25 protein-coding genes are annotated in these 22,346 nt (G+C 55.0%); 22 read left to right on the top strand and 3 right to left on the bottom strand.

The genetic code is table 11. The annotated features are described in order from the left end of the window. Positions 1-8 precede the first annotated feature (8 nt). From ACNKIB_RS01650 to ACNKIB_RS01605, 10 genes are all read left to right on the top strand, one after another. On the top strand, positions 9-1,289 hold the full coding sequence (locus tag ACNKIB_RS01650) for a class II fructose-bisphosphate aldolase (protein WP_417908801.1): 1,281 nt from the start codon (positions 9-11) through the stop codon (positions 1,287-1,289). Positions 1,290-1,488: 199 nt separating this feature from the next. Beyond that, positions 1,489-2,496, top strand: a complete 1,008-nt coding sequence (locus ACNKIB_RS01645; protein ID WP_417908800.1) for an NAD-dependent epimerase — start codon at positions 1,489-1,491, stop codon at positions 2,494-2,496. Positions 2,497-2,706: 210 nt separating this feature from the next. Continuing rightward, positions 2,707-2,994, top strand: coding sequence for a FeoA family protein (locus ACNKIB_RS01640; protein WP_417908799.1), 288 nt, complete (start codon positions 2,707-2,709; stop codon positions 2,992-2,994). Between the two features lie 3 nt (positions 2,995-2,997). Further along, a complete protein-coding gene (locus tag ACNKIB_RS01635) occupies positions 2,998-3,168 on the top strand; it encodes a FeoB-associated Cys-rich membrane protein (protein WP_417908798.1) in 171 nt (56 codons plus the stop codon). 42 nt (positions 3,169-3,210) lie between these two features. After that, the gene (gene feoB / locus ACNKIB_RS01630; RefSeq protein WP_417908797.1) at positions 3,211-5,346 is read left to right on the top strand and encodes a ferrous iron transport protein B; all 2,136 of its coding nucleotides are present in this window, start codon (positions 3,211-3,213) and stop codon (positions 5,344-5,346) included. A gap of 115 nt (positions 5,347-5,461) precedes the next feature. Then, positions 5,462-6,469, top strand: coding sequence for a DUF3108 domain-containing protein (locus ACNKIB_RS01625; protein ID WP_417908796.1), 1,008 nt, complete (start codon positions 5,462-5,464; stop codon positions 6,467-6,469). A 105-nt stretch (positions 6,470-6,574) separates the two neighbouring features. Beyond that, entirely contained in the window at positions 6,575-8,293 is a 1,719-nt protein-coding gene (locus ACNKIB_RS01620; protein ID WP_417908795.1) for an ABC transporter substrate-binding protein, read from the top strand. Positions 8,294-8,304: 11 nt separating this feature from the next. Beyond that, positions 8,305-9,105 carry a vWA domain-containing protein gene (locus ACNKIB_RS01615; protein WP_417908794.1) on the top strand — a complete coding sequence of 267 codons (801 nt, stop codon included), beginning with the start codon at positions 8,305-8,307 and terminating at the stop codon, positions 9,103-9,105. Further along, a complete protein-coding gene (locus tag ACNKIB_RS01610) occupies positions 9,102-10,658 on the top strand; it encodes a phosphate ABC transporter substrate-binding/OmpA family protein (RefSeq protein ID WP_417908793.1) in 1,557 nt (518 codons plus the stop codon). The genes ACNKIB_RS01615 and ACNKIB_RS01610 overlap by 4 nt, the downstream gene beginning before the upstream one ends. After that, positions 10,658-10,834: a hypothetical protein gene (locus tag ACNKIB_RS01605; RefSeq protein ID WP_417908792.1), complete on the top strand. Its 177-nt coding sequence runs from the start codon at positions 10,658-10,660 to the stop codon at positions 10,832-10,834. The genes ACNKIB_RS01610 and ACNKIB_RS01605 overlap by 1 nt, the downstream gene beginning before the upstream one ends. Here the strand turns inward: ACNKIB_RS01605 and ACNKIB_RS01600 are convergent. Continuing rightward, the gene (locus tag ACNKIB_RS01600; RefSeq protein WP_417908791.1) at positions 10,812-11,090 is read right to left on the bottom strand and encodes a BrnA antitoxin family protein; all 279 of its coding nucleotides are present in this window, start codon (positions 11,088-11,090) and stop codon (positions 10,812-10,814) included. The two genes, ACNKIB_RS01605 and ACNKIB_RS01600, sit on opposite strands and share 23 nt — an antisense overlap. 82 nt (positions 11,091-11,172) lie before the next feature. Here ACNKIB_RS01600 and ACNKIB_RS01595 point away from each other — a divergent pair, with 82 nt between their 5' ends. The 5 genes from ACNKIB_RS01595 (at position 11,173) to ACNKIB_RS01575 (ending at position 14,971) form a co-directional block, all read left to right on the top strand. Further along, positions 11,173-12,006 (top strand): hypothetical protein, encoded by an 834-nt coding sequence (locus tag ACNKIB_RS01595; protein ID WP_417908790.1) that lies wholly within the window; start codon positions 11,173-11,175, stop codon positions 12,004-12,006. Between the two features lie 176 nt (positions 12,007-12,182). Further along, on the top strand, positions 12,183-13,391 hold the full coding sequence (locus ACNKIB_RS01590) for a toxic anion resistance protein (protein WP_417908789.1): 1,209 nt from the start codon (positions 12,183-12,185) through the stop codon (positions 13,389-13,391). 10 nt (positions 13,392-13,401) lie between these two features. Then, positions 13,402-13,650 carry a DUF4160 domain-containing protein gene (locus ACNKIB_RS01585; protein ID WP_417908788.1) on the top strand — a complete coding sequence of 83 codons (249 nt, stop codon included), beginning with the start codon at positions 13,402-13,404 and terminating at the stop codon, positions 13,648-13,650. Positions 13,651-13,654: 4 nt separating this feature from the next. Continuing rightward, a complete protein-coding gene (locus tag ACNKIB_RS01580) occupies positions 13,655-13,903 on the top strand; it encodes a DUF2442 domain-containing protein (RefSeq protein WP_417908787.1) in 249 nt (82 codons plus the stop codon). Positions 13,904-13,921: 18 nt separating this feature from the next. Then, entirely contained in the window at positions 13,922-14,971 is a 1,050-nt protein-coding gene (locus tag ACNKIB_RS01575) for a putative urea ABC transporter substrate-binding protein (protein WP_417908786.1), read from the top strand. A gap of 261 nt (positions 14,972-15,232) precedes the next feature. On the opposite strand, the gene ACNKIB_RS01570 is transcribed toward ACNKIB_RS01575, so the two are convergent. Next, the gene (locus ACNKIB_RS01570; RefSeq protein WP_417908785.1) at positions 15,233-15,829 is read right to left on the bottom strand and encodes a hypothetical protein; all 597 of its coding nucleotides are present in this window, start codon (positions 15,827-15,829) and stop codon (positions 15,233-15,235) included. Between the two features lie 159 nt (positions 15,830-15,988). Here ACNKIB_RS01570 and ACNKIB_RS01565 point away from each other — a divergent pair, with 159 nt between their 5' ends. From ACNKIB_RS01565 to ppk1, 6 genes are all read left to right on the top strand, one after another. Continuing rightward, the gene (locus ACNKIB_RS01565; RefSeq protein WP_417908784.1) at positions 15,989-16,273 is read left to right on the top strand and encodes a BrnT family toxin; all 285 of its coding nucleotides are present in this window, start codon (positions 15,989-15,991) and stop codon (positions 16,271-16,273) included. After that, on the top strand, positions 16,245-16,535 hold the full coding sequence (locus ACNKIB_RS01560) for a BrnA antitoxin family protein (protein ID WP_417908783.1): 291 nt from the start codon (positions 16,245-16,247) through the stop codon (positions 16,533-16,535). The genes ACNKIB_RS01565 and ACNKIB_RS01560 overlap by 29 nt, the downstream gene beginning before the upstream one ends. A 35-nt stretch (positions 16,536-16,570) precedes the next feature. Further along, entirely contained in the window at positions 16,571-17,404 is an 834-nt protein-coding gene (locus tag ACNKIB_RS01555; protein ID WP_417908782.1) for an ABC transporter permease, read from the top strand. Positions 17,405-17,851: 447 nt separating this feature from the next. After that, the gene (locus ACNKIB_RS01550) at positions 17,852-18,283 is read left to right on the top strand and encodes a DoxX family protein (RefSeq protein WP_417908781.1); all 432 of its coding nucleotides are present in this window, start codon (positions 17,852-17,854) and stop codon (positions 18,281-18,283) included. After that, on the top strand, positions 18,280-19,185 hold the full coding sequence (locus ACNKIB_RS01545) for an ABC transporter ATP-binding protein (RefSeq protein ID WP_417908780.1): 906 nt from the start codon (positions 18,280-18,282) through the stop codon (positions 19,183-19,185). Before ACNKIB_RS01550 ends, ACNKIB_RS01545 begins: the two co-directional genes overlap by 4 nt. 157 nt (positions 19,186-19,342) lie before the next feature. Next, positions 19,343-21,535 carry a polyphosphate kinase 1 gene (ppk1, locus tag ACNKIB_RS01540; RefSeq protein WP_417908779.1) on the top strand — a complete coding sequence of 731 codons (2,193 nt, stop codon included), beginning with the start codon at positions 19,343-19,345 and terminating at the stop codon, positions 21,533-21,535. A 115-nt stretch (positions 21,536-21,650) separates the two neighbouring features. On the opposite strand, the gene ACNKIB_RS01535 is transcribed toward ppk1, so the two are convergent. Next, the gene (locus tag ACNKIB_RS01535) at positions 21,651-21,989 is read right to left on the bottom strand and encodes a hypothetical protein (protein WP_417908778.1); all 339 of its coding nucleotides are present in this window, start codon (positions 21,987-21,989) and stop codon (positions 21,651-21,653) included. 210 nt (positions 21,990-22,199) lie between these two features. On the opposite strand from ACNKIB_RS01535, the gene ACNKIB_RS01530 reads away from it, so the two are divergent. After that, positions 22,200-22,346, top strand: a 147-nt coding sequence (locus ACNKIB_RS01530; RefSeq protein ID WP_417908834.1) for a transposase, incomplete at its 3' end; no start/stop codon positions are given.

The following is a 22,346-nucleotide window of genomic DNA, read 5'->3' as shown; positions in this document are numbered from 1 at the left end:
AGGAACCCATGTCCTACATAGCAGACTTTGAGAAAGCCTTAGAAGTAGGTCGGCCACCCAACATCAAGGCCCTGTTTCCCAACTCCCGCGCCCTGATCGTCAGCGGCAAGGTGATAGACCGGGCCATGCTGCGCAAGGGCAAGGCCATGACCATGGCTGCCAATGGCCGCAGCAACTTAGTGATCCGGGGTGCGCTGCTGGCTGCCCAGCGCGCGCAGGCCGCCCTGATCATTGAGATTGCCCGCTCGGAAGGCGGTGCTTCCTTCTACTGCGCCACCAACTATTGGAACATGGCCCGGCAGGTCGATGCGCTCTGCAACGAGCTGGCGATCACCGTGCCTGTGGCGATTCATGCTGACCACTACGGCATCAAGTCCGCAGCAGACTTGCCCTTTGCCCGCACTGAGATTCCCAGCATGTTTGACGCGGGCATCACGTCCATCGCCGTTGATGCCTCGCACATGCAGGACGACGACAATCTGCTCGCCAGTCTCGCCCTGAGCAGTGTTATCCCCGCATGGGCTGGTTATGAGACCGAAGTGGGCGAGATCAAAGGCACGGCTGGCCTGTCGTCCGCGCCAGAGGCACTGTTCCTGGTGCAGGGCCTGAACGCGCATGACATCTTCCCGGACTGGATAGACCTCAACAACGGCACCACGCACGGTCTGGAGGCTTCTGCCCAAGGCATTCAGGTCGGCTTGACCGCAGAGATTCACGCTGCCTTGGCCAAATACGGCGTGTCCGGGGCGCAGCACGGCACGTCCGGCAACAGCTCAGAGCGGCTGCGTGAGATTGCCTGCCAGACCCGCACCACCAAGGCCAATGTCGCCACCGCTCTCCAGATGATCTCCTGGGGCGTGGAAGTGAACGACTACGGCAATGCCATCCTGGATGCGAACGGTGAATTCATCAAGGTGCCAGCCCAAGGTGTGACTGAGGAGCTGTGGGCGCAGATGAAGGCCTACGCCAAGGACAAAGGCTGGTCGAAAGGCAATTACAAGAGCCTCAACGCGCCTTTTGAGAACCGCATCATGGGCCAGCCGCGAGAGATTCGGGAACGCATGGCCCGCCGGGTCAGCGATTTCGTCTTCACCATGCTGACCGAGGTCTTCAACGCCCAGGGCACGGCCCGCCACGCCGTGGATGCCATTCTGGAGGCAGGCTCCTATGACCTTGGCCCGAAAGCTGGGCGCATCGAGTCACCGGACGAGTGGACAGAGGAGAAAATCCGCGCCCGCGCCGCCACGCTCTGCACGGACAAAGGGCCGGAGGGTGACTTCTCGGACTAAGGCTCTCACACTAGGGTCTGAGGCAAAGAGTCAGCATGGTGACTCGGTTGGAGTCAGCATGGTGATTCGGTTGGTGTCAGCATAGTGACTCGGTTGGAGTCAGCATAGTGACTCGGTTGGAGTCACTATGGTATCTCCGCGAACGACATTCCAGAGGGCGGAGCATCGCAGCCGCCTTTTTACAAAGCAAGGAACCATCATGCAAAAGATACTCGTTACCGGCGCAGCCGGATTTATTGGCTATACTCTGTCTAAACGCCTGCTTGAGGCAGGCCGCACAGTCGTGGGACTGGACAACCTCAACGACTACTACGATCCCAATCTGAAAAAGGCCAGGCTGGCACAGCTGCTGGCCTTCCCCGGCTTCAGCCACGCTTACTTCGACATGGCCGACCGAGGATTGATGGAGCAGCTCTTTGCCGTGGAGCAGTTCGACGCAGTGGTCAACCTGGCAGCGCAGGCGGGCGTGCGCTACTCGCTGATCAACCCGCATTCCTATGTGGACACCAACATCGTCGGCTTTCTCAACGTGCTGGAAGGCTGCCGCCACAACAAGGTCAAGCACCTGCTCTACGCTTCGTCCAGTTCGGTTTATGGGGCCAATACTGCCATGCCGTTCTCGGTGCATGACAACGTTGACCACCCGGTTTCTCTGTACGCGGCCTCGAAGAAGGCCAACGAGTTGATGGCACACAGTTACAGCCATCTCTACGGGATGGCTTGCACTGGCCTGCGTTTCTTCACCGTCTATGGGCCGTGGGGCAGACCAGATATGGCTCTGTTCCTCTTCACCAAGGCGATTCTGGAAGACAAACCAGTCAATATCTTCAACAACGGGGACATGGAGCGGGACTTTACCTACATCGACGACATTGTCGAGGGAGTCTTCCGCCTGATTGATCATCTGCCTGTGCCGAACCCAGCTTGGAGCGGCGACCAGCCTGATCCGGCGACCAGCTACTGCCCGTGTCGGCTGTATAATATCGGCAACAACGACAAGCAGAAGCTGCTGCACTATATAGATGTGCTGGAGGACTGTCTCGGCAAGAAGGCAATCCGCAACTATATGCCCATGCAGGCGGGCGACGTGCGGGCCACCTACGCTAACGTGGACGACTTGGTGCGGGAGATCGGCTTTAAGCCGCAGACCAGCATTGAGGAGGGTATCAGCAAGTTTGTCGAGTGGTACCGGGGCTATTACGGATAAGAGAGGCAGGATTTATGCTCAATATGAGAGAGGAATAACCACATTGCGCTCAAATGTTCCCTATCGGCAATAGCTTAATAACCACGCCTTAAGCCTCATCTTGTTCCGCGCCCCTGCTTGCAAGAAAACCCTTGTCAAGCCTGTTGACAATACTTATTATTACTGGGTCTGAATTGACCCAGGTTCTTCATCATTAACGAGCAGAGCGGCATGTTCTTTCATTATCTGTTGGGCAGAAGCAAAGACTGCGAGCAGGGCGGGGCACGACCGCTCTCTGAGTGCTGCGGGTGCAGCCGCCGGGTCAGAGTCTGCCGGATCAGCGGCGACCGGGGGATCTGCGGCAGAATGGCCACTCTTGGTGTCCTGCCTGGCACCGTGCTGGAACCACTCTGCTCTCGAGAAAGCCGCAGGAGGCAGCACTGTATGGTGAGACTCAACGGCAGCACTCTCAGTCTGGACGAGCCAATTGCCTCCAACATCTTTGTTGAACCGGCTTGATATATGCAGGATCTGCTTGTCGGTCTCATTGTCCTGGGTATTCTCGTCTGGCTCGCCTTCAGACTCTTTCGCGCCTTCCGTTCTGGTTTCTCCTCGCAGTGCAGAGGCGGCTGTTCATCCTGCGGCAAAACCAACTGCCCGCCGCCTGAGGAAGAAGCGGACAAACAACGCTGAGACTGAGTCCCCTCCCTGTACCCTCTGCCGCAGAGCATTTTTGTGAACGACTCCATTCATCTCGCCTTGGCTGGCAATCCCAATGCTGGCAAAACCACCCTGTTCAACCATCTCACTGGCTCGCACCAGCACGTGGGCAACTACCCTGGCGTAACTGTTGAGAAGAAAGAGGGCTTCCATAGTCACAAGGATTTTGCCATCCAGGTGGTTGACCTGCCCGGTACCTACTCGCTCACTGCCTATTCGGTTGAGGAGCTGGTAGCCCGCGACTACTTGGTGAACGAGCAGCCTGACGTGGTAGTCAACATCGTTGATGCGGTTAATCTGGAGCGTAACCTCTATCTGACCTGCCAGTTTCTGGAGTTGGGCGTGCCCCTGGTGATCGCTCTGAACATGGTTGATGCCGCAGAGAAACGGGGCATCAGCATCAATGCGACTGAGTTGAGCAGACTGCTGGGTGTGCCCGTGCTGCCCATTGTTGCCCGCAGCGGCAGAGGAGTACCGGATCTGCTGGATGCGGTGCTGGCAGTCAGCCAAGAGAAAAAACGTCCGCCAACCCTGCTCCGCTATGGCTCGGACATTGACTATGCCCTGCGTGACTGCATCACCCTCATTGAAGAGGGGCAGCTCCTGACGCATTGTTATCCAGCTCGCTGGACTGCCCTGAAGATCTTGGAAAATGACGAGCAGATCATCAGTCAAGTCATGCGGGCAGATGCTCGAGCCGGGCGGCAGCTCCTGAGCCTGAGCGAGACCTTGACCCAGCATCTGCGCCATACTCTCGATGCCTACCCAGAGGCAGTGATCGCTGACCACCGCTACGGCTTTATCAAGGCCATCCTCCGCCAGGGTGTGGTGACACGGGCCTTTGACGAAGACCGGCTCTACGCCTCAGACAAGATTGATAAGATTGTCACCCACCAGGTGCTCGGGCCACTGCTCATGGCTGCCATTCTCTTTGGTCTGTACAGCTTTACCTTTAACTGGTCAGGCTTTCTGGTCGATGCCCTGGGCTATCTGTTTGAATTACTCGGTGCAATAGCTGAGATCAGCTTACCCGAAGGGCCGCTGAAATCGATGCTCATTTCCGGCCTGATCGACGGAGTGGGTGGGGTATTCGGTTTTGTGCCCATCATCATGTTCATGTTCTTTGGCATTGCCGTGCTAGAGGACTCCGGCTACTTGGCGCGGGTTGCCTTCATGATGGATCGGATATTCCACTTCTTTGGTCTGCACGGCTCCTCAGTCATGCCCTTTATTGTCTCTGGCGGGATTGCCGGTGGCTGCGCTGTACCCGGTGTCTTGGCAGCTCGCACCCTCCGTTCGCCGAAAGAACGGATGGCCACGCTCCTTACAGTGCCGTTCATGAACTGCGGAGCCAAGTTGCCGGTACTCACACTGATTATCGGGGCCTTTTTCGCCGATCATCAACCCGCATATATGTTCTTAGCCACGCTCTTCACTTGGACAGTAGCCCTGCTTGCTGCTAAATTTCTCCGCCTCACTGTGCTGAAAGGCGAGTCCACCCCTTTTGTCATGGAGCTGCCTCCTTACCGCTTTCCCACGTTACGCGGCCTATTCACTCACACTTGGGAACGCACCTGGCAGTACATAAAAAAAGCAGGTACAGTCATTCTCGGGATCTCCATCTTACTTTGGGCCATGATGACGTATCCTAGCCTACCAGCAGCTGAAGCAGAAAAATTCGCTGTCCAGCAGCAGCTTGCTGCTCCGCCTGAAGCAATTGCGCAGCTTGAACGCCAGAAAGCTGAGGCCGGGCTACGGCATTCTCTGGCAGGTCGTATTGGTTTAGCTTTGGAACCAATCAGTCAATATGCTGGTTTTGATTGGCGCACCAACATTGCCTTGGTAGGTGGTTTTGCGGCCAAGGAGGTCATTGTTTCTACGCTAGGCACAGCCTACTCTTTAGGCGAGACCAATCCTGAAGATGCGGCCCCGCTGAAAGAGCGGCTGGCAGCTGATCCGCGTTGGAGTCCAGCCGCCGCCTTAGCCTTTCTGGTCTTTGTGATGTTTTACTCACCCTGTTTTGTCACCGCCGTAGCGATTGCCAAGGAAAGCGGCTCGTGGAAATGGGCTTTTTTTTCCATCGGGTTTAACACCACACTTGCCTCTATTTTGGCGATAGCCATTTTTCAAGCTGGACAGCTCCTTGGGTAAGGTTTCTGGCTCGGGAGAAGAGGAGTTTGGCCGACTAAAACTCCTTTGCAAGTCGGCAAAACTTCTCTTCGGCTAACCAAGAAAGGAGTTTGGCCGAGTAGGAAAGGAGTCTGGCTTGGCCAGAAAGGAGTTTTGCCGACTCCAACTCCTTTCCAAGTCGGCAAGACTCCTCTGCGGCTTACCAGGAAAGGAGTTTGGCCAAGCCAAACTCCTTTGTTGCCGACTCCAACTCCTTTCTGGCCGAGCCAAACTCCTTTGGAAACGAGCCGCACCCCTGACCAATCAGGGGAAAATAGACCGCAACCTGCTCTTTAACCAATTGAATTCTCTCCGCCACATTGCCTTCCTACTTTGCTGCCTTGCCTGCCCGCTTCCTGTCTGCGCTGCTGAATCTCCCCTTGTCCTTGACCCGCAAGCCCTTGCCGTTGTGTACTCAGGCCAGGAAAAAATGCACTTTTCAGTGTCTTGGTCAGGCGGAATAAAGATTGGTGATCTGCATCTCAGCCTGAGCAAAGCACCTGCCAACGGCGGGCAGGTACTTATTGCCAGAGTAACGGATTATGGTCTGTTTAAGGCGGTCTATCCAGTTGATGACACCTTTGTCACGCAGCTGCGCGGGCCGCTCAAGTTGCCAGTGCGCTATGCAGTGCAGCAGATTGAGCGGCGCAAGACGGTGCAGCGGCTCACCCTGTATGATCAGCAGCAGTTTAAAATCATCTACAAGAAGCAGAACAAGCTGCCGGAAAGCTATCAACTTGACGGCCCGGCCTATAATGAATTCTCCGCCTTCTTTATCACCCGTGCCTTGCGACTCAACCAGGAACAGCAGCAGGCTGTACCGGTCTTTGTCGATAAAAAACGCCATCTCGTGCCAGTGAAAATTTTCCGCAAGGAAGCCAAAGACACCCTCTTCGGCAGACTCAACACCGTCAAGGTGCAACCGAAGATGGCCTTCCGGGGTCTATACGACAAGAACGGGGATACCGTGTTCTGGTTGACAGATGATATCTGTCGGGTGCCGGTGGAGATTCAAGCAAAGCTCCTGATCGGCTCCTTGGTGGCAGAGCTGGTTGAATACTCCAACCCAGCCTGCGTGTTATACAGAACCAAGCAGGAAAAATAGTGCGATCCATTCCATTTTCCGCAAAAGAACTTGACATGTTTCCCTGTTCGTGACAATCTGCACCGGAGCAGGGGCGATACCTGCATACAACCAAAGGGGGATTTCATGATGCGACAAAGAATTGGCCAGTTCGTTTGCATTTGTCTCGTGCTGTGCTGTGCTACGGCCCAGGCAGTGCAGTATCTTGACGCACCACCACTGACCAAGACCATCAATGCGCCGGTTGCGGAGGTCAAGGCAGCAGATGCCATCCGCGTGCCGCTGATTACTTGGGGTGGCGACGAAGCCACCATCCTGGCCAACGGCAATGCAGCCAAGACTGTACCGGACAGCATCTTTGGCAAAAAGGGCCTCAAGCTGACTTTAGTGCGTGAGGATGACTTCAAGAAGCAAGTCGAAGCCTATCTGAGCGGTGAAACTCCCTATTTACGCGGTACACTCGGCATGGTGAACATGGCTGCCGAGGTTTTAGCCCGTGACCCGCGCACCGCACCGGTTATCATCTACCAACTCACCTGGTCAAACGGCGGCGACTGCCTGGTAGTGAAAGAGGGCATCAAGACCGCCAAAGACCTCAAGGGCAAGACCGTGGCTCTTCAGGCGTATGGCCCGCATGTCGATTATCTGGCTAAGGTCTTGGCCGATGCTGGCTTGTCCATGAGCGATGTCAACCTCAAATGGGTGAAAGACCTGACCGGCACGCAGGAAACTCCGGCAGAAGCCTTCCATGATGCCGACGTTGACGCAGCTCTGATGATCATTCCAGACGGTCAGGCCCTGACTTCCGGCGGCAAAGTAGGCACTGGCTCGGAAGGTTCGGTGAAAGGCGCGGAGATCATGCTCTCTACCAAGACCGCCAACCGGGTCATCGCCGATGTTTATGCAGTGCGCTCGGATTACTTCAAGGTTCATCGCAATGAGGTGGAGAAGTTTGTCAACGGCCTGATGCAGGGCGAGGAGCAGCTTGCTGCGCTATTCAAGGACAAGGCAGCCCGGATGAAGGACTACACCGAAACGATCAAGGCTTCGGCCCAGCTACTGTTTGACAGTCCCGCTGCTGTGGCTGATGCCGAATCACTCTATGCTGACTGCGAGTTTGTCGGCTTTGCTGGCAATGTCAAGTTCTTTACGGATGCGAATTATCCGCGTAACTTCACCAACCTCAAGGAGCAGATTCAGAGTGCCTTGGTCAAGATCGGCCTACTGGCGAAAAAGGCTCCCCTGACTGTGGCTGGCTTTGACTACGGCACGCTCAAAGAAGGGCTGACCAACGTGGCAGGCGTGGCTGTGCCCAAGTTCGACACAGCCCAGGTCGCAGGCGTGATCCAGCGCAAGCAGCAGCAGGACACTTTGGGGCAAGGCGAGTTGTTCTCCTTTGAGGTCTTTTTCCAGCCCAACCAGAACCAGTTCTCTGCTGATCTGTACGCTGATGCCTTCAGCAAGGTGATTGAGTTGGCAACCACCTATGGCGGCGCAGTGATCACCATTGAGGGCCATTCTGACCCAATGGGCTATCTCAAGGCGAAGAAGCAGAACGCCACAGAGATGGTGCTGGGCCAGATCAAGCAGTCAGCCAAGAATCTGAGCCTATCGCGGGCCAATGCGGTGCGTAATGGCATCACCGAGTTCGCCTCAGCCAAGGGTGTTGTCCTTGATGAGAGCCAGTTCGCCGTGGTTGGCCACGGTATCGCCAAGCCCAAGAGCGGCATCTGCGGTGGCGAACCCTGCCCACCCAAGACCGAGCAGGAGTGGCGTGACAACATGCGGGTGGAGTTCCGTATCATCCAGCTCGAAGCCGAGACCTCGGTCTTCAAGCCACTGTGAAGGAGGACGGAATGGCAACGCTTTACAGCCAGAAGAAAAAGAGCACGCTGCCTCGACTCTTCATAGTCTTTCTCGTGATCATAGGTGTTGTGCTGTTTATCCTCTTCAAGGAACAAAACAAGGCCACCAGTCTTCTTTCTGCTCATGCTCCAACCGCTTCTTCCGTGCCTAAACCGCTCGCCTTGCCCTGGCCGCCTGCGCCAAATGGCAATACAGTCCTGGCTCCGAACCTGCTGGCTGACAACTATTATGTCGTCTTGGACGGCAGCGGCTCTATGGGAGATAGTCAGTGTTCTGGCAATAAAAATAAGATCGAGACTGCCAAGGACGCACTTAAAGAGTTTGCTGCCAGTGTGCCCGCAGATGCGAACCTTGGGATGCTGATCTTCACTGATAGCCAAATTCGGGAACTGGTACCGCTGGGCACCGGCAACCGCCAGCAGCTTACCGAGCAGGTGCAGTCTGCCTACGCTGCTGGCGGCACCCCACTACGTGATGCGATCAGCACCGGTTATGCCCGGCTTGAGCAGCAGGCTGTGCGTCAGCTCGGCTATGGCCGTTATATCTTAGTCGTGGTTACAGATGGTCAAGCGAATCCAGGCCAGGAACCCAACGAGAAGGTCGCGTGGATGCTGGATAACACCCCGGTGGAGCTGCACACCATTGGCTTCTGCATCGGCACAGATCACGCTCTCAACATGCCAGGCCGCACGGTCTATAAGGCGGCGGACAATCCAGCTGCCCTGCGCCAAGGTTTGGCTGATGTGCTGGCGGAAGCAGAAACCTTTGATGTCGCTACGTTCCAGCAATGAAGGCCAGGCTGATTGGTGCCCTGCTCCTGATGCTCCTGGGCCTGGGTGTCACTTACGGCATCTGGCTGCTCCTGCCCAAGCTGCTTGACCGCAAGCAGCAGACCACCAGCGATGCCGCCCAAACGCAGGGCAAACTCCGCATTGCCCTCGACAACTGGATTGGCTACTTCCCTTTGCGCTCACCAGAGATGAAAAGTGCGATGCACCGGGCAGGCTGGCTGCTGGCCTGGGAGGACGACAAGGCTGATTATGCTCGCCGCATGGAACGTCTTGAGAAGGGCGAGCTTGATTTCGCTGTAGCTACAGTCGATTCCTACCTCCTCAATGCCGAGCGGTTTGCCTATCCTGGGGTCATCGTTGCCGTGCTTGACGAATCCAAGGGTGGCGATGCCATTCTTGCCCGCAAAGACCGGGTGGCCAGCCTTGATGACCTGAAAGGCAAGCTGGATGCTAAGGTCGCCTTCACTCCAGCCAGTCCCAGCGAGCATCTTGCCAAGGCAGCAGCAGATCACTTCAACGTCAAGGAGCTGCACCCGCCGCCTGGCCCTTTGCGTCTGGCCGTGAACGGCTCTGAGCAGGCGAAGAATGCCTTGCTCTCTGGCAAGGCCGATGTGGCTGTGCTCTGGGAACCAGATGTCACCAAGGCTCTTCAGGAGAAGGGGATAGTGAAGCTGCTTGGCACTGAGGACACAGAGCGGCTGATTGTGGACGTACTGCTTGTTCGTCGGGACTTTGCCCAGAAGAACCCTGACATCGTTAAGCTCTTCCTCGCCACCTACTTTAAGGTGCTGAAGAAGTACCGCCAAGAAGAGGAGCTATTCATCCGCCACATCAAGGAGGAAACGGGGCTTACTGAAGAGCCGGTGCGGATTATGCTCAAGGGCGTGGACTGGCTCTCGCTCTCAGACAACTGCGAGCAGTGGTTCGGCATCACTGCGGCAGGAGGGGCAGGGGAGGAAGGCTTGGTCGCGGCCATCGAATCGGCAGCAGAGATACTGGTGAATGCCGGTGACTTTCCCGCCAGCCCAGTACCGGACGGCAATCCCTACCGGCTCACCAACAAGAGCTTTCTCGAAGAACTCTTCAGCAGCGGCACAGCAGGCTTTACTGCGTCTGGCGAGAAGGCTTCTTCAATCGGAGCAGTTAGCTTTGCCCCGCTTGACAATGTAGGCTGGGATGCACTGAAAGAGGTCGGCACTTTGAAGATTGATCCGATCATCTTCCAGCAGGGCACAGCCACCTTGGACATCCTCGGCAAGCAGACCATCGACACGGCAATGGCCCGGCTCAGTCATTACCCGCACTTCCGTATTGTCATCAAAGGGCATACTGGAGTGCGCGGGGACGCAGAGGAGAACCTGCGCCTCTCTCAAGAGCGGGCAGAGGCGGTGAGCCGCTACTTGCAGATCACCCACAGCCTTGATGCCAACCGCGTTCATCCTCTGGGCTTAGGCGGCACCAAGCCGCTTACCCAGCAGCCCGGCGAGTCCCTGCGCACCTACGAGTACCGCCTGCCGCGAGTGGAACTGGTGCTAGTGCGGGAGGATATGTGATGAACGAGAAAGCGGAAGATACTTCCTCCACATGGACTGATCCTGATGATGCCCCGGAACTGACAGATGAGTTCTTTGCCCAGGCAACCCCGATGATCGACGGCAGAGCTGTCTCTTTAGACGAGTTCCTGAACGTTGTGAACGCAAGGCTCCTCAAGCCGGTTTGTGCTCCTTGAGCCAGTCCCGCAGGATGTCATTCACGCGGGCCTGCCAACCGCGACCCGTAGCCCGGAAGGACTCGACAACGGCTTGGTCAAGCCGGATAGAGACAGCGGCCTTCCTTGCTGCTTTCTGGGGGCCGCGCACCCGTGGCGGAATGTTGGGATGTTCCATCCTCACCGGTTTCATAGCAGCAAGAAGGGAGTTGTCTAACGGCGGGGAGTCAACAGCATCCCAGTCTGCCTGGGAAATATGTTCAGGTCTGCGTTTCATGGCCCTTTTATCGTATATACAATCAGGCTGCTTGTCAACATGCTGACCATCTTATCGCCCGCTGAACAGGGATTCTGAGCCAATGCAGTCCAATCCTCCCTCCCCGCCCAAGCTGCAAGACTTCAGCCAGGCTGCGATTCAGCGGCAGATCGTGCGGCAGGGCCTCAGTCACTGGCTGACCCTCTACCCGCCTGCCCTGGCACTGCCGCTCGGCTTTGCCGCCTATCTCTTCAACACGCCTCTGCTCTATCTAGGCCTGATTGGCGGGCTGACCGTGGGCTTGGGCAGTGCCATTGTCAACATCTTCTTCCGGGGTGAGACCCTCTCTGCCCGCTATTTGCAGCAGCTCGCAGAAGGCACCCAGGCGCAGAAGGCCCAGTTCCTTGAGAGCCTGCGCCGCAACCTGGCGCAGGCGCAGCGGATCACCGGGGCTGAGTCCTCTGCCGAGCAGGGCTTGGAGCAGTTCGAGCGGATGCGGGCCAAGTTTGACAAGCTAGGCAGCCTGCTGGCAACAAGGTTCCAACAAGGCGAGCTGTCCTACGGGCGTTTCCTGGGTGCGGCAGAGCAGGTGTACTTAGGCGGTCTGGATAATCTGCAACGGGTTGCTGCCCTACTGGAGAGTGTCGGCGGCATTGACTTGGCCTACATTGACAAGCGGCTCGCCAACCTTGACAAGCCGGACAGCGAGGCTGACCGCAAGGAGCGCGAGGCCCTCATCCGTCGCCGCAAGCTGCGCTGCGAGCAGCTAGAGCGAGTGGATGAACTGCTGGCGGCCAACGAGGAGGCGATGACCGCCCTGGAAGAGACCGTGGTGGCAGTGGCCGCGATGTCCACGGACACCGCTTTGGCCAGGGGCGATTTTGAGACAGCCATAGCACAGCTCCAGCAGGTGGCGGCCCGCGCCCGCCACTATTAAAGCACCGCTGCTGGGTACCCAGGTGAAAATCTGGAGGGTACCCACTAGGCATTCAGATGGGTACCCACTAGACAGGCTGATGGGTACCCACTAGACAGGCTGATGGGTACCCACTAGATATTTTGCAGGGTACCCTGTTCAGACCACGCAACGTGACTATCAAGGGAGACAGGGAGATGGCAGAGACAGTGCAGGAAAGAGGCTTGGTTAAGGTCGATGAGCAGAAGCTCAGTGCAGAGCTAGGGCTGGTTGATCCAAGCAGCTTGGCAGTAACAAAGGCTGCTGACCCGGAATTAGAGAAGATGGCGAATGAGTTCATTGCCAACATCCTCGCCTTCAACCCAGAGGATGCCACCCAGCTGGAGATCAGGCAGCAGAATGTTGCCTCAATCGACAACCTTGGAGCTAAGGCCCAGAAGGACTCGGCCCTGCGCAGTGCCATGCTGCGTGAGCCAATCCGCAAGCTGGCGGAGAAAGGCGAGGATGGTGGCGCAGTGGCGAATGCCCTGGTTGACCTCAACCTGAAGGTGGAGGAGCTGGACCCGCAGAAGTTCAACCTTGATCCGGGGTGGTTCGCCCGCCTTCTGGGTGCCTTGCCCGGCATCGGCACACCCTTGAAGCGGTACTTTATGCAGTTCGAGAGCGCGCAGACGGTACTCGATGCCATCTTCCGCTCCTTGCAGACTGGCGCGGACACGCTGAAGCGAGATAACCTCACCCTGACTGACGACCAGAAGCAGCTCCGCTTGGCCACCCACAAGCTCAGGAAAGCCATAGAACTTGGGCTGCTGCTGGACACCAAGCTGAGTCAGGCAGTGCAAGAGGACATCCCCTCGGATGACCCGCGTGCCCGCTTCATCAATGAGGAGTTGCTCTTCCCGCTCCGGCAGCGTTTGATGGACTTGCAGCAGCAGCTGGCCGTCAATCAGCAGGCCGTGCTGGCAATAGAGATCATTGTCCGCAACAACAAGGAGCTGATCAGGGGAGTGAACCGGGCGGTGAATGTGACCGTCAATGCCCTGAACGTGGCTGTGACCGTGGCTCTGGCCTTGGCAAACCAGAAGATTGTCCTCGGCAAGATCGAGGCGGTCAACACCACCACCAACAAGCTGATTGGCGATACAGCCCGGCGGCTGAAAGAGCAAGGGGTGGAGATTCACAAGCAGGCCTCGACCAGTCAGCTTGACATTGGTGTGCTCAAGCAGGCATTCGCTGATATCCACGGTGCCTTGGATGACATCGCCCGTTTCCGACAAGAGGCTCTGCCGCAGATGGCAAAGAGCGTGCTGGAGATGGACAGGCTGACTAACGAGACCGAGAGTGCCATTAAGAAGCTGGAGCGGGGCAATCAGGTCAGCCCGGCTATGTACCTGAACATAGACTGAGCGCATTGCCATGCCTGAGATTGCAAGATTCTATGGCATCGTCATCAAGCTGTTCTTTGGTGATCATCCGCCGCCGCACTTTCATGCTGTGTACGGTGAGTATATTGGCCTGTTTAACATCAGCACCCTTGACATGGTTGAAGGCGACCTGCCTCGCAGGGCAAGGAGCTTAGTCCTTGAATGGGCGGAGCGCAACCAGAGCGAGCTGCTGGATATGTGGAACAAGCAGGAGCTTCGTCAGCTTCCACCCTTGGAGTAATGCCATGAGCCACCCAAAGGTGCGGTCAGTCCATGTGCTTGACCCGCACACCTTGGCCGTTGAGTTTGACAATAATATAACGAAGCGATATGACATCGAGCCGCTGCTTGACAAAGAGGTGTTTGCGCCGCTGGCGAACTATGCCCTGTTCAAAGCTGTCCGTGTGGAGCCGGGAGGCTGGGCAGTTTCTTGGAACAAGGCAATAGACCTCAGCGAGCATGAACTGTGGAGCAGAGGCCAAACCATAGCGTAACATCAGGAGAAAGGAACCATGAAGAAAGGAATTATGTCGTTGCTGATCACCGTCTTGCTGGCCAGCCAGGCCATTGCTGGCAGCACCCACCGCATTGCCTGGTCGCACTACACAGGCTGGGAACCCTGGGCTTACATCCAGGAGTCCGGCATCATGGACAAGTGGGCCAAGAAGTATGGCCTTGACAAGGTGGAGATCGTCCTGGTCAATGACTACGTGGAGAGCATCAACCTCTATACATCTGGTCAGTTTGACGGCTGTGTGATGACCAACATGGATGCCCTGACCATCCCGGCAGTGGGTGGTGTGGATTCCACGGCTTTGATCGTCGGCGACTTCTCCAACGGCAATGACGGTGTTGTCGCCATGAACGGCAGCTCGGTGAAAGATCTGGCAGGACGAAAGATGCGCATTGTTCAGCTCTCGGTCTCTCACTACCTGCTGACCCGCGCCCTGGACATGAACGGCATGAAGGAGAAAGACCTGACCCTGATCAACACCAGTGACGCGGACATCGCCTCCATCTTTGCCTCAGAAGCGGAGAAAGACCCCAAGGCGGCAGTCACCACCTGGAACCCGCTGCTCATGCAGGTGCGCAACGTCAAAGGTGCCAACCTTGTCTTCGACTCCTCGCAGATTCCAGGGGAGATTATCGACTGCCTGGTGGTGAAGTCCAGCGCGCCGGAGACCCTGAAGAAGGCCCTCACCGGTGCTTGGTATGAGGCGATGGCCAAGATGAGCAGTCCGGCAGGCAGCAAGGAGGCCTTGGAGGCAATGGCAAAGTCAGCAGGCGGCACGCTGGCAGAGTTCAAGGCGCAGCTCAAGACCACGAAGATGTTCTACACCCCGGCTGAGGCTGCCGCCTTTGCCGCAGGCGAGCAGGTGAAGAAGACGATGGACTATGTCCGCTCCTTCAGCTTTGACCACGGCTTATACGGCGAGGGCGCACCGAGTAAGGACTTGGTGGGCATCGCCTTCCCGGATGGTTCTGTGCTGGGCGATAAGGCCAACGTCAAGCTGCGCTTTGACAAGACCTACATGCAGATGGCGGCGGACGGGAAGCTGTGAAAACTACTGCGTACCCCTAAGGGACAAGAGCTGCGTATAGTTATGGTATAGGCCTGTCGGGCGACAGGCCAGATAGACTTCGGGCAGCATTTCAATGCTGCCCGCGAGGCGGAGCCATCAAAGATGGCCTCTGTGCTTTTGTCCTTGAATGACTGAATCATGCGTCATTATAAGATATGGCAGGCAGGCTGTCCAAGCCATCAACACACCAGTGACAAGAGCAGCTACCTTAGTGGTGTGTTTGGGTTATGGTTCACCAACCTATGGCGTTTTGCTTGACCCAGTGAACTGATTTGACGTAGCAGGAGCAGGTTGCACCATTATCTGCTTGTTCGCCTCAGTGCCGTTATCTTTGTGTGTTAGGCCAACTACCTGTAGAAGCAAGGATATTAAGGTACTTAAAATAAGGCCAGCTCCAAATAGCATAAAATCTCGCCTCGCACTGCGGCGTTCTCCCGGTTCAAGCAATTTTGCAAAATGCTCAACAACTGGCAGTGGCGTATTTTGTAACAAGTTGACCTTCTCTTTCAGTTCCTGTTCCTTCGTTTCTAACAGTCTCAATTCCTTCTCAAGGAGCTGAACGTTTTCTGATCGATCCTTAGCGACTTGAGCCATATCGGCCAAGATTGCATCGACCTCATTGGTTGCCTTACCTAAATTGCTGATCAACGCATTTAGACGTTCAGAGTATGATATATGGGTGCGCTGCCGGGTGAGCAGATAGGTCACGACCGCAGCGATGAGACCGACAATGAGACCAAGAAGACTAGCAATGGTTCCCATCCAGCCGGGTGACAGCAGTTCAAGTGTAGTATTGAGCCAGTGCATAGCGAAATGGAGAGGAAGCAGATTCTGCAAGGGGAATTACTCATACTCAGCCAGCATAATTGCCTGGAATGGCTCTGTCAATAGAGAAAATCTGCTGGAGAAATAGACTCAGCCATCCCCCTTGTTCCCTTTCCCGTCTCAGGCCAGTAACCGCTTGACCGTATCCATTGATGTGCATACAATAAATTCATGCAGTACGAATGGGATGAAAAGAAGTGCAGGCAGAATGTTGAGAAACATGGCATTGACTTTGCCGATGTAGTCTATTTTGACTGGCATTCTGCTCTTGAAATTGAGGATGACCGGAGCAATTACGGCGAGAAGCGTATCAGGGCATTCGGGCTTCTTCATAACAGACTTGTGGTTTTGGTATATACCCAGCGGAACAGCAGGATAAGGTTGATCAGCCTGAGAAAAGCCAATCAACGTGAGGAAACAGCATATCATGGCCATCGTGACTTACTCTGCGGATGAACTGAAAAAGATGTCGTCAGCAACAGACTGGGCAAAGGTTGATGCTCTGACCGACGAAGAGATCACCCGTGCGGCGTTGTCTGACCCAGACAATCCGCCGCTCACCGAAGACGCGCTTCTCCGAATGCACCCAGTCAAAGAGCGTATCAGCATCACGCTGAATCATGAAGTCGTTGATTTCTTCAAAAGGCACGGCAAAGGCTGGCAAGCTAAACTCAACGATATCCTTCAGCAGTATGTAGATTCTCATCGTGCAACCTGAAGCAACCCAATCAAAATAATCTACTCCCCTCCACTATGCCCTCCCCACCTAAATTCCTCAGCATTCACGCGATCCCACCCAACTGGCTGCGGTGGGTACTGACCATCATCCCTTTTGTTCTGCTGGTCATCATCTACGGCATAGCTTCGGATATCCGGCAGAAGGAGAATCCTTCGGACAAGCTCCTGCCGACTGCCTCGAAGATGTATGATGCCATGAAGCGGGCTGCGTTCGAGGAGAATGCCCGCACCGGCGAATACCAGCTTTGGACAGACACTGGCACAAGCCTGCGGCGCATTGGCATCGGGCTAGGAATAGCTGCCCTGTGCGGTCTGCTCTGCGGCCTCAACCTTGGTCTCTTTATCGGCATGGAGCATCTCTTCTTGCCCTTTGTGACCTTTATTTCCATCATCCCGCCGCTGGCCGTTCTGCCCATCCTGTTCATTGTCTTTGGCGTAGATGAACTGGCCAAGGTAGTGCTGATCTTCATCGGCACCTTTCCGCTCATTACCAGAGACATCCAACTGACGGTCAAAAAGATCCCACACGAGCAGATCATCAAAGCCTGCACCTTGGGCGCGTCGCAAATCAGTTTGGCCTACCGTATCGTGCTTCCCCAGATCATGCCACGCCTGATCGAAACCGTGCGAATCAACATGGGGCCAGCTTGGCTCTTCCTTATCGCGGCTGAGGCCATTGCTGCCACCAACGGACTCGGCTACCGCATCTTTCTGGTGCGGCGTTATCTGGCAATGGATCTGATCATTCCCTATGTACTCTGGATTGCCCTATTGAGCGCGACCGTGGATTTTGCTTTACGCCTTATTTTGCGAACCCGCTACGCTTGGTACATAGATTCGCAGGAATAGGCAGAAAAGCTTTTGCAGAAGTCAATAATTCGGTTGCAGTGGAGAGTGGTTTGGCTTCTTTTGTGGTAGGATTTTCTGCATCACTCTCAAGCCAAACTCCTTTCTTGCTCGCTGGCAAAGGAGTTATAGTCGGCCAAAGAGGAGTTCTGCCGACTTGGCAAGGAGTTCTAATCGGCAGCAGAGGAGTTTGGCCGAGTAGCAAAGGAGTGCTAGTAAGCCAGAAAGGAGTTCTGCCGATTAGGAAAGGAGTTTTAGTCGGCCAAACTCCTTTGGTTGTCGGCAAGAAAGCAGTTTGGCCAAGCCGAACTTCTCTTCTGCCGAGTACAACTCCTTTCTGGCCGAGCCAAACTCCTTGGTAAACGAGCTGTACTCTTCTCTTACTTATTTGTACTTTGCTTCAATGGCTACGTACTGCAAATACTCTTTGGTGACTTCTTGAGAAATCTTATGAAGATGAAGATAGACCCAGCTAGAATCATCAATCTGATAGGCAGAATACTGCTCGCTTCAGTCTTTTTGCTAACCGCGCTTGTCAACAAGATTCCAGATTTCGATCATGTTGTTGTGCAAATGGCGCAAGAGGGAGTTCCTTTCCCCAGGTTCATGCTGATCGGCGCAATTCTTTTCCTGCTCGTAGGCAGCTTGTCGCTGATTGTCGGGTTTAAGGCGCGGGCCGGGGCAGTGCTGCTTTTGATCTTCACTCTCTCAGGCACCTATTTCTTTCATCATTTCTGGACATACACTGCGCCAGGACAAATGCAGGAGCACTTCAAGTCTTTTATGAAAAACGTATCGATTAGTGGCGGCCTGCTGCTGATTATCGCCAATGGCCCTGGCGCATTCAGCTTTGACTCCCAGCATTCTAAAAAAGAATCATGAACCCGGACGCGCTGCGCCAAACCAGCTGCCTTTTTCTCGAGGATGTCTATAAGGCCTATGGCAGCAAGGTCGTGCTGGATGACATTGATTTAGCTGTAGCGCAAGGGGAACTGGTCACGGTGGTTGGGCCGTCAGGCTGCGGCAAATCAACCCTGCTCCGCTTGGTGCTGGGGCAGGAATTTCCCACCTCTGGTACGCTGCTGATTGATGGCCAGCCGTGTGGTTTTGCCGATCACAGCCGGGGCATTGTCTATCAGAAATATTCCCTTTTCCCGCATCTGAATGTCCTGGACAACGTGCTGCTTGGCCTGCGTCTTTCGCATGGCTTTTTTGAACGACGGCGACGACGCAAGGAGTTTGAGGAAAAGGCAATGACCTATCTGAGCCGGATGGGCCTGCAAGAGCACAGTCGCAAGTTCCCGCACGAACTGTCTGGCGGGATGCGGCAGCGGGTGGCGATTGCCCAGTCGCTGATCATGCAGCCGAAAATCCTGTTGATGGACGAGCCGTTTGGTGCGCTTGATCCTGGTAGCCGGGAAAATATGCAAATCTTTCTGCTGGAGCTGTGGGAAGAGTTCAAGATGACCATTTTCTTTGTCACCCACGACCTGGAAGAGGCGGTGTTTCTTGGCACCCGGATTATTGTCCTGTCGCAATACTACACCGACAACCGAGGCCACGGCGAAGAAGTGCGGCGCGGTGCCCGCATTGTCTCTGACTATGCACTCCCCAAAGTAGCCCAGTCAACCCTTGTCAAAACCACGGCTGAATTCGGTGCGCTGATTCAGCAAATCCGGCAGGAGGGGTTTAACCCCAAGTATCTCCGTCATGCGAGCAGTTTTGATCTGGCCCACCCGCATTCCTTTCAGACGTTACGGCCAGAAGAGTGCCGCAACAGTTAGTTTGAGCAGGCCGGAAAATTCATTTACCCGAAGAGAAGACAATTTATGCTACCTCTCTATACATCTGAACAGATTTGTGGTATATATTTTCTACTTTTCTGCTCTGCCCTGAGGGGTGGTTCGCTGCTTTCGAGAGGAATACAAAGAATAAATCACCATGATGACCTTGCCCGGACAGGAGAAAAAAGAGGATGCTGCGCTTGAGGAACCCTTAGCCAAGCAGGAGTTCAATCTTGACTCGTCCCAGTGGTATCTAAACCGGGAACTGACTTGGTTGGAATTTAATCGCCGCGTTTTGCACGAGGGGCAGGATGAGCGCACTCCTCTGTTGGAGCGGATTAAGTTCCTGGCCATTGTCGGCAGCAACTTGGATGAGTTCTTCATGAAGCGGATCGGTGGCCTGAAACAGCAAGTTGGGGCCGGAGTCCGCAGTTTAACTGTCGATGGCCGGAGTCCGGGCGAGCAGATCACGGAATGTCATGATGTGGTCAGCGAGCTTCTTGATCGGCAGGAAGAACTGGAAGCAGTGCTGCTCGACAAATTGGCTCGGCAGGGCATCCGCATCGCTGCTTATCAGGAATTAGATAAAGAACAGCGGAAAGAGGCTGATCGCTATTTTCACGACAACATTTACCCTTTGCTCACCCCGCAGGGCATGGATCCAGCCCATCCTTTTCCCTTTATCTCGAATCTGTCCATCAATCTGTTGGTCGTGACGCGCTATGAACACGACGATCACACCTTTCTCAATCGGATCAAAGTACCGACCCGGGTCGGCATTCCCCGTTTCATCAAGATTGGCAGCGGCCACCTTTACCTCCGCTTTGAAGACCTGATTGCCAATAATCTGAGCATTGTCTTTCCTGGTCTGCTGATTGAGTCCTGCGCCTTGTTCCGCGTGACGCGCAACGCTATCACTGAGCAAAACGCGGAAAAGGCCAATGACCTTTTGGCGGTGATTGAGACTGCCTTGCGGGACCGCAAGTTTGCCGAGATTGTCCGCTTAGAGATCGAGTCGAGCATGAACCCCTCGCATCGGGGCATGTTAGCCGCTGAGCTGGGCATTGATGAAAACAAGGATGTGTTCACGGTCAAAGGGGTCATTGGCAAGCGCGACTTCTTCCAGCTTGCGTCGCTTGACCTGCCTGAGTTGCATCATCCGCCCCACCAGCCATTGGATCATTTCCGGCTGCTTGGTGACTCCCGGAATATCTTTCATATCCTTCGAGAGCAGGGGGCCTTGCTGCTCCAGCATCCCTACGAATCCTTTGATAGCACTGTGCAGCGATTCCTGCGCGAGGCCAGCCAAGACCCCAAAGTTTTGGCGATTAAGATGACCTTGTATCGGACTTCCGCAGATTCAGACATCATCCCTTGCCTCTTAGATGCAGCCAAAAACGGCAAGCAGGTGGCGGTCGTGGTGGAGTTGAAGGCCCGCTTTGACGAGTCAGCCAATATCCGTTGGGCTGAACATCTGGAGGAGGCTGGGGTGCATGTCACATACGGCGTGGTTGGTCTGAAGACCCATTCTAAGGTGATTTTTGTTGTCCGCCGCGACTTTGACAGCCTACGCCGCTATGCCCACATTGGCACCGGCAATTACCATGCAGGCACAGCCCGGATGTATTCCGATTTGGGCATCCTTACCTGCGATCCCATCATCGGTGAAGACCTCACCGAGTTATTTAATTATCTGACCACTGGCTATGCCCCTGATCGCCACTATCAGAAACTCCTGCCCTCACCCCGGGTGTTGAAAAAAGCCCTGCTGGAGAAGATTGACCGCGAGATTAGCAATCATACCGAGAAAACACCGGGCCGGATTCAATTCAAGACCAATGCCTTGGAGGACAAAGACATCACTGCCGCCCTCTACCGCGCCTCTATGGCAGGCGTGAAGGTGGATTTGCTCGTCCGCGATACCTGCCGACTCCGGCCTGGCATTCCTGGGTTATCTGAAAATGTGCGGGTGATCTCAGTCGTAGGCCGTTTCCTCGAGCACAGCCGCATTTATGCTTTTTACAACGGTGGCGATGAGGAATATTTCATCGGCTCTGCCGATATCATGAAGCGCAACCTGGAAGAGCGCGTGGAAGTCATCACCCCGGTCGAGCCACCAGAGCTGCGGGCGGAACTGCGCCGCTTCCTTGATGTCCAGCTCACTGATCAGCGCAGTGCCTGGGAGATGCAGCCTGATGGCAGCTATGTTCAGCGCAAGGGGGAAGATCCGGTCGGCAGCCATGAAAAGTTTATCCGCCAGGCCGAGAAGCGACTCTCTGATGCCCAGCGGCTGTTCAAGCTGAAAAAGAAGAAAATCATCAAGCGGAAGAAGGGCGTACTGAAGAAGTAAGGAGCCGCAGACGAAACTTCTTCTCGATTAGACGGACACCCACTGCCGCAAGGCAGAGCCAGAGCAGGAGATCTCTGCGGCTTGCGGCGGGGTGAAAAGAGAGATACAGCAAAATCTATAACGGTTTGGCGGCTTCCACTGTGACGATGCTGCCGCAATCTCGCAGCATTCCCTCAAAAGAACAGTTTTTTGAGCTGACAACAGTGACTGCTACCTTTGATTCCATGGCTTTTAAGAGCATGTCAGCAATTTCTTGAAAGGTAGTGGAAACGGAATAGCGATAAGGAACATGGCCTCCGGCTGAAGAAGGGGTGATTTCAACCGTTGTGGATTTGCTGCCTTTTGTGATGGCAGCTACTTTTCCAGAAAATGTTTCAGCTTCTGCTGAAGTTACCCCTGTGTATGCTGTTATTGCAGTCACTACCGCAACGCAAAGAAAAATTCTATTTTTCATAAGAATTGTTCCTTAGATAGATAGAAGGAATTGATCACGCATCGATTTAATTTCCCATTAAACCAGTACGCTGTCAAGAACAAAAAAGCAAGCTGGGTTATTTTTATCTGAGTTGCTCACCTCTTCAGCCGCTGCCGCACCTTTCCCGTAATCTCGAACCTATCTCAAAATAAACTAGAATAATGCCATTAAATTTGTTAAATTTTCCGCATGGAAATTACCGACAGACAATGGATAAAAATAGAGCCGGTCATCTTGCAGTTGATGTGCAAGAAAGATTCCCGTGGCCGCAAGCCGCGTGATCCGCGCGAAGTGTTGAACGGCATTTTATGGGTGCTGCGCCCCGGCGCGCCGTGG

Source organism: Candidatus Electronema sp. PJ (assembly GCF_048287395.1).
Taxonomy (GTDB): domain Bacteria; phylum Desulfobacterota; class Desulfobulbia; order Desulfobulbales; family Desulfobulbaceae; genus Electronema.
The sequence above is the reverse complement of the archived record's forward strand: the minus strand, read 5'-3'. Positions and strand labels throughout refer to the sequence as shown.

What these genes read in the sequence shown, in the direction of transcription:
- ACNKIB_RS01650 (WP_417908801.1), top strand. Translation starts at nt 9, where the DNA reads ATGTCCTACATAGCAGACTTTGAGAAAGCCTTAGAAGTAGGTCGGCCA.
- ACNKIB_RS01645 (WP_417908800.1), top strand. Translation starts at nt 1,489, where the DNA reads ATGCAAAAGATACTCGTTACCGGCGCAGCCGGATTTATTGGCTATACT.
- ACNKIB_RS01640 (WP_417908799.1), top strand. Translation starts at nt 2,707, where the DNA reads ATGTTCTTTCATTATCTGTTGGGCAGAAGCAAAGACTGCGAGCAGGGC.
- ACNKIB_RS01635 (WP_417908798.1), top strand. Translation starts at nt 2,998, where the DNA reads ATGCAGGATCTGCTTGTCGGTCTCATTGTCCTGGGTATTCTCGTCTGG.
- ACNKIB_RS01620 (WP_417908795.1), top strand. Translation starts at nt 6,575, where the DNA reads ATGATGCGACAAAGAATTGGCCAGTTCGTTTGCATTTGTCTCGTGCTG.
- ACNKIB_RS01615 (WP_417908794.1), top strand. Translation starts at nt 8,305, where the DNA reads ATGGCAACGCTTTACAGCCAGAAGAAAAAGAGCACGCTGCCTCGACTC.
- ACNKIB_RS01610 (WP_417908793.1), top strand. Translation starts at nt 9,102, where the DNA reads ATGAAGGCCAGGCTGATTGGTGCCCTGCTCCTGATGCTCCTGGGCCTG.
- ACNKIB_RS01605 (WP_417908792.1), top strand. Translation starts at nt 10,658, where the DNA reads ATGAACGAGAAAGCGGAAGATACTTCCTCCACATGGACTGATCCTGAT.
- ACNKIB_RS01600 (WP_417908791.1), bottom strand. Translation starts at nt 11,090, where the DNA reads ATGAAACGCAGACCTGAACATATTTCCCAGGCAGACTGGGATGCTGTT.
- ACNKIB_RS01595 (WP_417908790.1), top strand. Translation starts at nt 11,173, where the DNA reads ATGCAGTCCAATCCTCCCTCCCCGCCCAAGCTGCAAGACTTCAGCCAG.
- ACNKIB_RS01590 (WP_417908789.1), top strand. Translation starts at nt 12,183, where the DNA reads ATGGCAGAGACAGTGCAGGAAAGAGGCTTGGTTAAGGTCGATGAGCAG.
- ACNKIB_RS01585 (WP_417908788.1), top strand. Translation starts at nt 13,402, where the DNA reads ATGCCTGAGATTGCAAGATTCTATGGCATCGTCATCAAGCTGTTCTTT.
- ACNKIB_RS01580 (WP_417908787.1), top strand. Translation starts at nt 13,655, where the DNA reads ATGAGCCACCCAAAGGTGCGGTCAGTCCATGTGCTTGACCCGCACACC.
- ACNKIB_RS01575 (WP_417908786.1), top strand. Translation starts at nt 13,922, where the DNA reads ATGAAGAAAGGAATTATGTCGTTGCTGATCACCGTCTTGCTGGCCAGC.
- ACNKIB_RS01565 (WP_417908784.1), top strand. Translation starts at nt 15,989, where the DNA reads ATGCAGTACGAATGGGATGAAAAGAAGTGCAGGCAGAATGTTGAGAAA.
- ACNKIB_RS01560 (WP_417908783.1), top strand. Translation starts at nt 16,245, where the DNA reads ATGGCCATCGTGACTTACTCTGCGGATGAACTGAAAAAGATGTCGTCA.
- ACNKIB_RS01555 (WP_417908782.1), top strand. Translation starts at nt 16,571, where the DNA reads ATGCCCTCCCCACCTAAATTCCTCAGCATTCACGCGATCCCACCCAAC.
- ACNKIB_RS01550 (WP_417908781.1), top strand. Translation starts at nt 17,852, where the DNA reads ATGAAGATGAAGATAGACCCAGCTAGAATCATCAATCTGATAGGCAGA.
- ACNKIB_RS01545 (WP_417908780.1), top strand. Translation starts at nt 18,280, where the DNA reads ATGAACCCGGACGCGCTGCGCCAAACCAGCTGCCTTTTTCTCGAGGAT.
- ppk1 (WP_417908779.1), top strand. Translation starts at nt 19,343, where the DNA reads ATGATGACCTTGCCCGGACAGGAGAAAAAAGAGGATGCTGCGCTTGAG.
- ACNKIB_RS01535 (WP_417908778.1), bottom strand. Translation starts at nt 21,989, where the DNA reads ATGAAAAATAGAATTTTTCTTTGCGTTGCGGTAGTGACTGCAATAACA.